The organism is Faecalibacillus sp., from assembly GCF_047023275.1.
GTDB lineage: Bacteria > Bacillota_I > Bacilli_A > Erysipelotrichales > Coprobacillaceae > Faecalibacillus.
Genome location: NZ_JBKYAR010000047.1, coordinates 1 through 11,967, shown reverse-complemented (window position 1 = coordinate 11,967; position 11,967 = coordinate 1). Strand labels below are relative to the sequence as shown.

Annotated in this window: 13 protein-coding genes; 12 read left to right on the top strand and 1 reads right to left on the bottom strand. The window is 29.5% G+C overall.

Features of this window, described 5'->3' with window-relative positions:
- Nucleotides 1-65: 65 nt before the first annotated feature.
- Nucleotides 66-1,319, bottom strand: coding sequence for an aminotransferase class I/II-fold pyridoxal phosphate-dependent enzyme (locus ACLVEP_RS12105; RefSeq protein ID WP_412585143.1), 1,254 nt, complete (start codon nt 1,317-1,319; stop codon nt 66-68).
- A gap of 150 nt (nt 1,320-1,469) precedes the next feature.
- Here ACLVEP_RS12105 and ACLVEP_RS12100 point away from each other — a divergent pair, with 150 nt between their 5' ends.
- The 12 genes from ACLVEP_RS12100 to ACLVEP_RS12045 all read left to right on the top strand — a co-directional run.
- A complete protein-coding gene (locus ACLVEP_RS12100) occupies nt 1,470-2,141 on the top strand; it encodes a response regulator transcription factor (protein ID WP_412585141.1) in 672 nt (223 codons plus the stop codon).
- Nucleotides 2,142-3,515: an ATP-binding protein gene (locus ACLVEP_RS12095; protein ID WP_412585139.1), complete on the top strand. Its 1,374-nt coding sequence runs from the start codon at nt 2,142-2,144 to the stop codon at nt 3,513-3,515.
- Nucleotides 3,516-3,525: 10 nt separating this feature from the next.
- Entirely contained in the window at nt 3,526-4,098 is a 573-nt protein-coding gene (locus ACLVEP_RS12090; RefSeq protein WP_318001079.1) for a xanthine phosphoribosyltransferase, read from the top strand.
- 17 nt (nt 4,099-4,115) lie between these two features.
- Complete coding sequence (locus tag ACLVEP_RS12085) at nt 4,116-7,076, top strand: chromosome segregation protein SMC (RefSeq protein ID WP_412585138.1); 2,961 nt, start codon at nt 4,116-4,118, stop codon at nt 7,074-7,076.
- Nucleotides 7,077-8,063, top strand: coding sequence for a signal recognition particle-docking protein FtsY (ftsY, locus tag ACLVEP_RS12080; RefSeq protein WP_412585136.1), 987 nt, complete (start codon nt 7,077-7,079; stop codon nt 8,061-8,063).
- The gene (gene ylxM / locus ACLVEP_RS12075) at nt 8,063-8,392 is read left to right on the top strand and encodes a YlxM family DNA-binding protein (protein ID WP_318001133.1); all 330 of its coding nucleotides are present in this window, start codon (nt 8,063-8,065) and stop codon (nt 8,390-8,392) included. The genes ftsY and ylxM overlap by 1 nt, the downstream gene beginning before the upstream one ends.
- A 9-nt stretch (nt 8,393-8,401) precedes the next feature.
- On the top strand, nt 8,402-9,790 hold the full coding sequence (ffh, locus tag ACLVEP_RS12070; protein ID WP_412585134.1) for a signal recognition particle protein: 1,389 nt from the start codon (nt 8,402-8,404) through the stop codon (nt 9,788-9,790).
- A gap of 86 nt (nt 9,791-9,876) precedes the next feature.
- Entirely contained in the window at nt 9,877-10,149 is a 273-nt protein-coding gene (gene rpsP / locus ACLVEP_RS12065) for a 30S ribosomal protein S16 (protein WP_318001131.1), read from the top strand.
- A gap of 2 nt (nt 10,150-10,151) precedes the next feature.
- Entirely contained in the window at nt 10,152-10,400 is a 249-nt protein-coding gene (locus ACLVEP_RS12060; RefSeq protein ID WP_318001130.1) for a KH domain-containing protein, read from the top strand.
- Nucleotides 10,401-10,435: 35 nt separating this feature from the next.
- Entirely contained in the window at nt 10,436-10,936 is a 501-nt protein-coding gene (rimM, locus tag ACLVEP_RS12055; RefSeq protein ID WP_412585132.1) for a ribosome maturation factor RimM, read from the top strand.
- Nucleotides 10,926-11,645 (top strand): tRNA (guanosine(37)-N1)-methyltransferase TrmD, encoded by a 720-nt coding sequence (gene trmD / locus ACLVEP_RS12050; protein WP_412585131.1) that lies wholly within the window; start codon nt 10,926-10,928, stop codon nt 11,643-11,645. The genes rimM and trmD overlap by 11 nt, the downstream gene beginning before the upstream one ends.
- Before the next feature lie 105 nt (nt 11,646-11,750).
- A partial coding sequence (locus ACLVEP_RS12045) for a 50S ribosomal protein L19 (protein WP_412585130.1) occupies nt 11,751-11,967 on the top strand: 217 nt, incomplete at its 3' end.

Genomic DNA, 11,967 nt, shown 5'->3' with positions numbered 1-11,967 from the left:
TAAGAAAACTGGAGCAGGATATATTTCCCCTCCAGTTTTAGTATAGAGCCACAATTGGGATGTTTTTATTTATTTTTCATTTGAGTCAATGCTAGTAAGATAGAAAGTTTTCCATATTCAATAGATAAGCCACCTTGCATATATAATGTATAAGGTTCTTTAACTGGAGCATCAGCACTTAATTCAATTGTACTTCCTTGGGTAAAACTTCCACTAGCCATAACTTCATCAAAAGGATAACCTGGCATTGGGGCAGGCAGTACACGTACAAAAGAATCGATTGGACTCGATGATTGAATACCTTGAGTAAAGTTCACTAATTTTTCTTCACTATGTAAATCTAATGTTTGAATAAGATCTGTTCTTATTTCATCATAACGTGGAGATACATGTTCGTAACCTAATTTTTCTAACATGTATGAAGTGAAAATTGCAGTTTTTAATGCATTTTTAACAGCGTTAGGCGCCATAAATACACCTTTAAAGAATGCATTGTTAAGATTAAAATTAGCACCTAAGTCTTTGCCTATTCCAGGAGCAGTAAGTCTTTGAGCTACTTCATAAATTAAGTCTTTTTTACCTGCAACATAACCACCTGTTGGTGCAATACCACCACCCAAGTTTTTCATTAATGAACCTACAACAATATCTGCACCAACATCTCCTGGTTCTTTTGTTTCTACAAGTTCACCATAACAGTTATCAACCATAATAATAACTTCTTGATTGACTTCTCTGATTTTACGAATAATAGATTCTATTTTATCGATTGTAAGTGATAGACGTTGGCTATATCCTCTAGAACGTTGAATTTCAACAAGTTTTACATTTTTTTGTTTAAGTCTTTGAATAATGCTTTCATCATCAAAATCATTATCAATTAGATCAATTTGTTCATAATTTACACCATAAGCCTTTAATGATTGATTAGAATCACCACTGATACCAATCATTTTTTGTAATGAATCATAGGGTTCACCACTAATTGAAATCATCGTATCACCATGTTTTAATAAAGCAGAAAGTGTCAAATATAAAGCATTTGTTCCTGACATGATTTGTGGTCTTACTAAAGCATCTTCACAGCCTAATATTGAAGCAAAAATTCTTTCTAATTTATCTCTTCCTTCATCGTAGTTACCATATCCATTGATATCACTAAAATCACTATAAGAAACTTGATTTTCTATAAAAGCAGATAAAACTTTATTTGAATTAATAAGGCATTGTTCATCTACTTTAGCATAAATATCTTTTAACTCATTTTCTGATTGTTTAGCTAAATCTAATAAATCTTGGTCTATTTTTTCTAATATCATTTTTACATCTCCTTTAATCTTGATATATTATACAATAAATATTTTTTTTGTATATCCTTATTAATAAAGTTCTTATAAAGTAAAGATTTGTAAGATTGTATTATTTTTATGTTTTATGATATAATTTCTAATTGAATTGAGGTGTATAAGATGAAACCAAAGGTTTTAGTTGTTGATGATGAACAAGATATTAGAGAATTACTTAAATTTTATTTGAACAAAGAAGGATATGAAGTGATAGAAGCTGCTGATGGGCAAGAAGCTTTGGCAATTTTTGAAAATGAATATATCGATTTAGGAATTATCGATGTTATGATGCCTAAAATGGATGGCTTTGAACTTGTAGAAAACATGAAGGAGTTTAAAGATGTTCCTTGTATTATGCTTACTGCTAAAGGAGAAAGTAAGGATAAATTACGTGGATTTTCTTCGGGAGTAGATGATTATGTTGTTAAACCGTTTGATCCAAATGAATTAATGGCGAGAGTTAAAGCGATTATGAAAAGATATGATATTAATGCTTCTCATATTGTACGTTTAAATGAGGTTGAATTGGATGGTGATAAGTATGAAATTCGTTATCACGATGAAACAATACATCTACCACTAAAACAGTTTGAATTGTTATTTGAGCTTGCTAAACATCCAAATCAAATATTTTCTAGAGAACAACTTATTGAAAAAATTTGGGGAATGGATTATGACGGGTTTGATCGTACAGTAGATGTACATATTAAAAGAATTAGGGAAAATATTGGACATTTACCAGGTTTTAATGTTGTTACTGTAAGAGGACTTGGATATAAAGTTGAGGTAGAGTAAATGAAGTCAATTTATTCGAAATTAATTTTTGGCTTTTTCATTACAATTGTAGCTTCTTTTTCAGTGGCTGGATTTGTATCGCTAAGATTAAATGATCAACAAATTGAATCTACGGTAGAAGAGGATTTAATTACAACAAATGATTATGTTTCTAAAGTGATTTCAAATATTAATATTGAAAATAGAGACGATATTATTGATTTATATGCAAGAAGTAGTGAAATGGCCATTACATGTTATTCTATTAATGATGGTTATATTGCTTATGGAAATAAGAAATATAACCCAACCCCTGAACAAATGGTGGAAATGTTTGAAAGTACAAATAAAGAGTTAACATTTAAACATCATAATGAAGTATTAGCATATGGGACAAAAAATATGATCAATGGTCAAGAGTACTATATCTATGTACAAAAGGATACAAGTGGTCAAAAAAGTGCCATTGCTAATTCGGCAATCTTGATTTTAGGATGTGTTTTTTTAACAGGTAGCATTGTTTTTTTAGTAATTGCAGATATTATTGTTAAACCATTAACACGTCTTACAACTGCTATTAAGGAGCTTAGTAATGGTAATTATAATGTACGTGTTGATAATGTGGGACAAGATGAAATTTCTAAATTAAATCAAGGCTTTAACCAAATGGCTAGGCAACTTGCTAAGCAGGATGAAACAAGACAAAAATTTATTTCTGATATTTCCCATGAATTTCAAACACCACTAACATCTATTCAAGGTTTTGCTAATATTTTAAAAGAAGAGAATTTACCAAAAGAACAAAGAGTAAAATATGCTAATATTATTTTATATAATAGTAAAAGATTATCTTCTTTAGCAAAAAATATGTTACAATTGACCTTGCTTGATAGAGAAGAAATTGAATTAGAAATAAGTAATTACTCATTAGTCAATCAAATGAATCGAGTTATTTCTACTCAAGAAAATCAAGCAACAGAAAAAAATATAGAAATTGTTTTTGAAACACCTAAAAAAGATATATTTATAGATGGGGATGAACAACGTTTAGAACAGGTTTGGACTAACATTATTTCAAATGCTATAAAGTATACAAATGAAGGTGGTTTAATTACAATAACAATGAAAAAAAGTTCCAAAGATATAGAAGTGTCTATTGAGGATACAGGAATTGGCATGTCGAAAGAAGTTGTTTCACATATTTTTGAAAGATTTTATCGAGAAGATAAAGCTAGAAATGTTGAAGGTAACGGTCTTGGGCTAGCAATTGTAAAATCTATTGTTGATTTACATCATGGTAAGATTGATATTTTATCACAGGTTGATGTGGGAACGAATTTTATTGTAAAATTGCCAATTGAAAAACAAAAATTGATTGAAAGATTGAAAAGGTAAGGGGATTAGTATGTTAGAATTAAAAGAAAAAATTTTAAGTGATGGAGAAATTATTGAACCAGATATTTTAAAGGTGGACAGTTTCATTAATCATCAAATTGATCCAAAAACTTATAGATCAATTGCTAAAGAAATCAAAAGAAGATTTGCTGGTGAAAAAATTGATAAAATCTTAACAATTGAAGCATCTGGAATTGCGCTTGGACTTGCACTTAGTTATGAATTAAATGATATTCCAGTCGTTTTCGCTAAAAAGGGAACTTCTAAAACTGTTAATGATGAATTATATACGAGTGAAGTTTATTCATATACAAAAGGAACAAGATACATTGCTTGTGTTAAAAAGAAATATTTGAATGAAAATGAAAATGTAATTCTTGTAGATGATTTTTTAGCTGATGGGAATGCTATGTTAGGATTAATTGATATGTGCAATCAAGCAAAAGCACATATCGTAGGATGTGGAATTATTATTGAAAAAGGATTCCAAAAAGGACATCAAAAGTTAGTGGATTTAGGTTATAGGGTTGAGTCACTTGCAATTATAGATTCTTTTGAAAATGGTAAGATCATTTTCAAATAAACTAGAAAGGAGTATCTATGTATTTAAAGAAAATAGAATTACATGGATTCAAATCGTTTGCAGATAAAGTAAATATAGAATTTCAACCTGGAATAACAGGAATTGTTGGACCGAATGGTTGTGGTAAATCTAATATTTCTGATGCCGTAAGATGGGTATTAGGTGAACAATCTGTAAAATCTTTACGTGGTAGCAATATGGCAGATGTCATTTTTGCTGGGTCTCAAGATCGAAAAGCACAAAATCTAGCAGAAGTAACCCTTGTCTTTGATAATAGCGATGGTACACTTAATTATGATTATAATGAGGTTGAAATCACAAGACGTCTTTATAGACAGGGAAATGAAGCAGAGTATCTTTTAAATAGACAACAATGTCGTTTAAAAGATATTACTGATTTACTTCTTGATACAGGACTTGGAAGAGATTCACTTTCTATTATTTCTCAAGGGAATATCTCTAATTTTGCTGATAGTAGACCAGAGGAAAGACGTGCGATTTTTGAAGAAGCAGCGGGTGTTTCAAAATATAAAAAGCGAAAAATAGAAGCTATTAGAAAATTAGAAAGAACTACGGATAATTTAAATAGAATAAAAGATATTGTTTATGAATTAGAAAAACAAATTATTCCTTTAAAAAAGCAAAAAGAAAAAGCAGAAACGTTTTTAAAATTACAAGAACAGTTAACTTCTATTGAAGTTAATGTGCTTGTACATGAAATTTCTGAGTTAAATACACAGTTAGAAGCATTATCTTTACAACTTAAAAATCTTAATGAAAACCATTCATCAATTGATGCTGAAATTTTATTAAAAGAAAGTGCTAATGATGAAATAAAGAAGAAAATGTTTGCTTTAGATAATGAAATTAATGCTTTACAAAGTCAATTGCTTGAAGCTATGTCAGAAGTTTCAAGACTAGAAACAAGTAAAATAGAAGTTGATCAAAAAAGAAAACATGCTTTAGAATCTGAAAATAGTAATGATATTAAAGAAAAATTAGATAATTTGAAAGCTATTTTGTCTGATTTGATTGAAGAATATAATGATCGTGTTGAAAGATTAAAATCAACTGAAGAAACGCTTGAAAACTTGACACAAAAGCAAAAAAAACTTTCTCTAGATATAGAAAATAAACATCAACATATCAATCAATTAAATCAAGAAATTACTAAAAATAAAAATAGACAGGAAATACTTGTAGATTTAGTTGAAAATAAATCTAATTATCAAAGTGGTGTTAAAGCGGTGATGGAACTTTCACATGATAATCCAGATATTATTGGAATTTTTGGTGATTTATTGGAAAATGATCCGCAATACGATTTAGCGGTTTCAGTAGCTTTAGGAAGTGCTTTGCAATTCATTGTAACAAAAGATAATTTGCAAGCAAGATTAGCTATTAAGTTTTTAAAAGATAATAAAGCAGGACGAGCAACTTTCTTGCCTTTAGCTGATATGGAGCCACGTTCTTTAAGAGAAGAACATGAAATCTTATGTCCAACATTAGATGGATATTTAGGAGTTTTAAGTGATTTTGTTTCAAGCTCTAAAAAAATTGATAATATTATTTTAAATCAGTTGGGAAATATTATTTTGGCAGATAATATAGATCATGCATCAGAAATTTCTAAAGCAACATATGCAAGATATAAAGTTGTCACTTTAGATGGAAACATTGTGAATGTTGGGGGTTCGCTTACAGGGGGAACTGTCAATCGTCAACAATCAACTATTCTTCAAAAAAGAGAATTAGAAAATGTCAAGGGAAAACTCAATCAATTAGAAAAAACTCTTGCACATGAAAAAAATGACTTGTTAAAACTAGAAAATGAAGCAAAAGAATTAGCACATGATCTTTTACAAAAACAAATGTCTTATGCTAAGTTAGAAGTTGTTGTTCAAGGTAAAAAAGAAGAACTCGTAGTTGCTAAAGGAGAGTATGAGAGTCTTTCACATCAAAGTATTGAAATAGATGGATTTAAAAATGGTAAAATTGACAATCAATTAGTTTTACAATTAAACGAAGCAATTAAGCATCGTGATGAATTAACTGAACAAATTAAATCCAAAAGAGAATTGAGAATGACTTATGTCAATGAAAATGATCAATTAGAAACGGCGTTAAAAATACTAAGGAAAGAGCTTAAAGATATTCAAAATCAAATTAATGAAAAAGCTATTTTATCTACTAAACAAGAAGGAACACTTTATAATTATTTAAGTAGATTATCAAGTGAATATTCTATGACATTTGAGTATGCTAGTGAAAATTATCATGATGAAATAGATATTGAGTTTTCAAGAAGTGAGGTTGCAACACTTAGAAATGAAATGACTGCGCTTGGACATGTTAATATAGATGCAATAGAAGAATATAAAGAAGTTTCTTCTCGTTATGAAAATATGAATAATCAACGTCTTGATTTGATTCAAGCACAGGATAAAATGGTGCAGGCGATAGATGAAATGGATCAAATTATGATTGATAAGTTTTCAACAACATTTGAGAAAATTAATAAAGAATTTAATAATGTTTTTAGAGAACTATTTGGTGGTGGAAGAGCACAAATAAAATATACTGATCCAGATAACATTTTAGAAACTGGAATTGATATTGATGTACAACCGCCTGGAAAGGCTGTGTCAAATATTACTTTATTTTCTGGAGGAGAAAAAGCATTAATTGCTATTTCATGTTTGTTTGCAATTTTAAAAGTTAGACCTGTTCCAATGTGTATTTTAGATGAAGTAGAAGCTGCATTAGATATGGCTAATGTAGAAAGATTTGCTAAATTTTTAAGAGAATTTTCTAAGCAAACACAATTTATTGTGGTGACTCATCGAGAAGGAACAATGGAAGAATGTGATTTGTTATATGGGGCAACTATGCAACAAAAAGGTGTTACAAAACTTGTGAGTGTTAAACTTGAAGATGCAATTGATCTTTCTAATGATCATCGTAAAGGAGGTATTTAGATGGGATTTTTTACACAAATAAAAGAAAAACTAGTTGGGAAATCAACTAAACAAAATGAAAAATATGTTGTAGGTTTAGATAAATCATCAGAGACATTCTCGGATCGTATTAATGAACTAGCTGCACGTTTTAGAGAAATCAATGATGAATATTTTGAGGAATTAGAAAATATTTTAATCATGGCTGATGTTGGTGTTTCAATGGTTATGAAAATTGTTTCAGAAATTAAAACAGAAGTAAGACTTAGAAATATAACTGATCCAAGAGAAATTAATGATATTATTGTAGATAAAATGTTTGTTATTTATGCTAATGAAAGTGTTATGTCTACAAAAATCAATTATGCACCAGAAGGTCTAACAGTAATTTTAATGGTAGGAGTCAATGGTGCTGGAAAGACAACAACAATTGGAAAACTTGCACATCGCATTGTTCATGATGAAGGTAAAAAAGTTGTTGTTGCTGCTGGAGATACATTTAGAGCAGGAGCAATTGATCAATTAGCAGTATGGGCAGAAAGAGTTGGTGTAGATATTGTTAAAGGAAAAGAAGGAGGAGATCCTTCAGCTGTTGTTTTTGATGCTTTAAATAAAGCTAAAGAAACAGGGGCGGATGTTTTGATTTGTGATACAGCTGGTCGTTTACAAAATAAAGTCAATTTAATGAACGAATTGGAAAAAATGAATCGTATTATCAAACGTGTTGTTCCTGAAGGTCCACATGAAACACTACTTGTTGTAGATGCAACAACTGGGCAAAATGGAGTTTCACAAGCTATTGAATTTTCTAAAATCACTGATATTACAGGAATTGTTCTTACTAAAATGGATGGAACAGCAAAAGGTGGGATTGTTTTATCTATTAAAGATCAATTAAATATACCAGTAAAATTTATTGGGTTAGGTGAACAAGTTGATGATTTACAAGAATTTGATTTGGAACAATATATATATGGTTTGTGTAAAGGTTTGGTTGAGGAAGCATAATGGAAAATAGTTTAGAAAAAAAGCAAAGAGTAAATCTTTTAATGGATATATATGAAGATTTGTTAACAGAAAAACAAAGAGAATATTTAGATTTGTATTATCATGAAGATTTATCTTTGTCAGAAATTTCTTTAATAAAAAATGTTTCTAAAAATGCTGTTTTTGATAATTTAAAAAAAGCATGCTTACATTTAGAAAATTATGAAGAAAAATTGAATTTATTAGAAAAACATCAAAAAAGACTTGAAATTATTGATGATTTAGAAAAAGATATAAAAGAAGAACATAAAAATATTGATGAACATTTACAAATGTTAAGAGATTTATAGGAGGTATATATGGCGTTTGATTCGTTATCTGAAAGATTGCAGTCAACTTTAAAAAAAGTATCCGGACAAGGTCAGTTGACTGAAAGCAACATGGAAGAGATGTTGACAGAAATTAGACTTGCATTACTTGAAGCAGATGTCAACTATCAAGTTGTAAAAGAGTTTATTGCATCAACAAAAGAAAAGGCAATTGGTGCAGATGTCGTTGGTTCGTTAAAACCGGGACAAGTTTTAGTTAAAATTGTACATGATGAGTTAGTTCATTTATTAGGTGATGAAGTATCAGAAGTTGATTTTAGTAAAAAACCAACAGTTATTATGATGGTAGGTTTACAAGGTTCTGGGAAAACAACTACAGCTGGTAAAATTGCTAAATTAATTAAGACAAAATATGCTAAAAAACCATTATTAGTAGCTGGAGATATTTATCGTCCTGCAGCTGTTGATCAATTGGTTACTTTAGGTAATCAATTAGATGTACCAGTTTATGAAAAAGGAACATCTGAAAGTGCTGAAAATATTGTTAAAGGTGCAATGAATTATGCAGCTTTAAATAATAATGATGTTATCATTATTGATACGGCTGGTCGTTTACACATTGATGAACCATTGATGCAAGAACTAGCAAATGTTAAGGAAATTGCTAAACCTGATGAAATTTTACTTGTTGTAGATTCATTGACAGGTCAAGATATTGTTAATGTAGCAGCTTCATTTAATGAAAAATTAAGTATTACAGGGGCTGTACTTACAAAATTAGATGGTGATTCTCGTGGTGGGGGAGCACTTTCTATTAGACATATTACACATGTTCCAATTAAGTTTATTGGAATTGGTGAAAAATTAGATGCTATTGATTTATTCTACCCTGACCGTATGGCAGATCGTATTTTAGGAATGGGTGATGTTGTTTCTTTAGTTGAAAAAGTGCAAGATGTTTATGATGAAAAAGAAACAATGAAAGCTATGAAAAAAATGCAATCTGGACGTTTTGGTTTAGATGATATGCTTGATCAAATGCATCAATTAAAGAAATTAGGTCCACTTTCAGGAATTTTAAAAATGATTCCTGGTATGCCATCTATGCCTAATTTAAATGATGAAACGACAGATAAGAGAATGAAGGAAACAGAGTCTATTATCTATTCTATGACTTTAGAAGAACGTCGAGATCCAAGTATTATTACATTATCTAGAAAACAACGTATTGCTAAAGGATGTGGGAAGGATCTTGCGGCAATCAATAGATTATTAAAACAATTTGAACAATCTAAACAAATGATGAAACAAATGTCAAATATGGATATGGCAACTGGTCTTCCAAAAATGGGTGGAGGTCACTTTGTAGGTGGTCCAAACCGTAAAAAAGTACGTCATAAAAAGAAAAAGAAAAAATAATGAAGGGTGTCAAGTAAAAATGCTTGACACCTGTTTCTATCTATGATAAATTATACAAGCAATAAGAAATCAAGGAGGAAATATAAATGGCAGTAAAATTAAGAATGACAAGAATGGGTGCTAAAAAAAGACCTTTCTATAGAATCGTAGCAGCTGATTCAAGATCACCAAGAGATGGTAGATTTATTGAAGTATTAGGTACATATAATCCATGTACTAATCCAGCTCAAGTTAACTTAAAAGAAGAAGAAATCTTAAAATGGTTAAATACTGGTGCTCAACCTTCTGATACTGTTAGAAACTTATTATCTAAACAAGGTATCATGAAAAAATTTGCTGATTCAAAACAAGGTAAATAATTATGGATTATGTAAAAACACTAAAAGATATTGCGATTGAATTAGTTGAGGATAAAGAACATTTAGAAGTAAGACAAATGCCATCATTAGATGAAAATGTAATTGTTTTATATGTTTATTCTGCAAAAAATGATATTGCAAAATTAATCGGTCGTAAAGGTGTTATGGCTAATTCTATTCGTCAATTAATGTCTGTTGCAGGACGTCTTTCTAATAAAAAATTAGATATTAAATTCGAATCATATGAATAGATGTGTTAGACACATCTATTTTTTTTGGAGGTTACATGGAAAAGTTAAAAATTGGTAAAATTGTTGGAACTCATGCACTTAAAGGAGAATTGAAAATTCGTTCTTTTAGTGATTTCAATGATCAAAGATTTGTTGTTGGTCATAAATTATATTTGAATGATCTTGTTGATCCTTTTATTATTAAAACAGTAAGAGTTCATAAAGGAAATTATTTAATTAGTTTTGAAGGAATGCAAGATATTAATTTAGTAGAAAAATATGTTGGTTTTAATGTTTATGGTTTAAAAGCAGATATTGAATTAGATGATGATGAATATTTTTATGATGATTTAATTGGATGTAAAATTATAAATGACAATCAAGAAATTGGAAAAGTTGTTTCTGTTTATTTCAATGGTGCACATGATGTTTTAACAGTGCAAACTGAAAAAAAGAAAATAGCCATTCCATATGTAGATGCATTCATTGAGGATGAAGATATTGAAAATAAACAAATTTTTGTTCATTTAATTAAAGGTATGTATGATGAAGATTGATGTTTTATCACTGTTTCCAGAAATGTTTGATGGATTTTTAAATACTTCAATTATTAAAAGAGCAATAGACAAGGAAATTGTTGATATTCAAATTCATAATTTTAGAGAATTCACAAAAGATAAGCATAAACATGTAGATGACTATCCTTATGGTGGGGGACAAGGAATGGTGCTAATGTGTCAACCTATCATTGATTGCTTAAAAACACTTGCAACAGACAATTCTTTAATTATTTTAATGTCACCTCAAGGAATTACCTTAAAACATGAAGTTGCTGTAAAACTTTCATTAGAAAAGCATCTTATTATTATTTGTGGACATTATGAAGGATTTGATGAAAGAATTCGAGATTATGTGGATTTAGAGTTATCTATAGGCGATTATGTTTTAACTGGTGGCGAACTAGGAAGTATGGTTACTTGTGATGCTGTAGTAAGATTAATTGAAGGAGCGATTCGTCAAGAGAGTCATGAAGATGACTCATTTGCTGATGGATTGCTAGAATATCCTCAATATACAAGACCATTAGAATATGATGGTAATAAGGTGCCAGATGTTTTAGTTTCTGGGCATCATGAAAATATTCGCAAATGGAGAAAATATCAGTCGTTAAAGAAAACGTATTTAAAAAGGCCGGATTTACTAGAAAATTATAATTTTGATGAAGAGTCAAAAAATATGTTGGATCAAATCAAAAAAAAGAGTTGATATTTTTTTGAATGATGTTATAATATTACAGGTCGAGATGACTGCATATGTTCCGCTGGTTAATCGAATGAACATACAAGACTATAAATGAAAAGGAGAAAAACGATGAATTTAACATTAGTAGATCAAATTACTAAAAAACAATTAAAATCTGATATCCCTGTTTTCAAAGCTGGAGATACTTTAAAAGTTTATGTAAAAATTAAAGAAGGTAACAAATACCGTATCCAATTATTTGAAGGTGTTTGTATCGCTAGACAAGGTAAAGGAATTGCTGAAACTTTCACAGTTAGAAAAATTTCTTACCAAGTTGGTGTAGAAA

Coding starts and splice junctions, on each gene's coding strand:
- rpsP (WP_318001131.1), top strand. CDS start 9,877: ATGGCAGTAAAATTAAGAATGACAAGAATGGGTGCTAAAAAAAGACCT.
- ylxM (WP_318001133.1), top strand. CDS start 8,063: ATGGAAAATAGTTTAGAAAAAAAGCAAAGAGTAAATCTTTTAATGGAT.
- ACLVEP_RS12095 (WP_412585139.1), top strand. CDS start 2,142: ATGAAGTCAATTTATTCGAAATTAATTTTTGGCTTTTTCATTACAATT.
- trmD (WP_412585131.1), top strand. CDS start 10,926: ATGAAGATTGATGTTTTATCACTGTTTCCAGAAATGTTTGATGGATTT.
- rimM (WP_412585132.1), top strand. CDS start 10,436: ATGGAAAAGTTAAAAATTGGTAAAATTGTTGGAACTCATGCACTTAAA.
- ACLVEP_RS12090 (WP_318001079.1), top strand. CDS start 3,526: ATGTTAGAATTAAAAGAAAAAATTTTAAGTGATGGAGAAATTATTGAA.
- ACLVEP_RS12085 (WP_412585138.1), top strand. CDS start 4,116: ATGTATTTAAAGAAAATAGAATTACATGGATTCAAATCGTTTGCAGAT.
- ACLVEP_RS12105 (WP_412585143.1), bottom strand. CDS start 1,319: ATGATATTAGAAAAAATAGACCAAGATTTATTAGATTTAGCTAAACAA.
- ACLVEP_RS12100 (WP_412585141.1), top strand. CDS start 1,470: ATGAAACCAAAGGTTTTAGTTGTTGATGATGAACAAGATATTAGAGAA.
- ACLVEP_RS12060 (WP_318001130.1), top strand. CDS start 10,152: ATGGATTATGTAAAAACACTAAAAGATATTGCGATTGAATTAGTTGAG.
- ffh (WP_412585134.1), top strand. CDS start 8,402: ATGGCGTTTGATTCGTTATCTGAAAGATTGCAGTCAACTTTAAAAAAA.
- ftsY (WP_412585136.1), top strand. CDS start 7,077: ATGGGATTTTTTACACAAATAAAAGAAAAACTAGTTGGGAAATCAACT.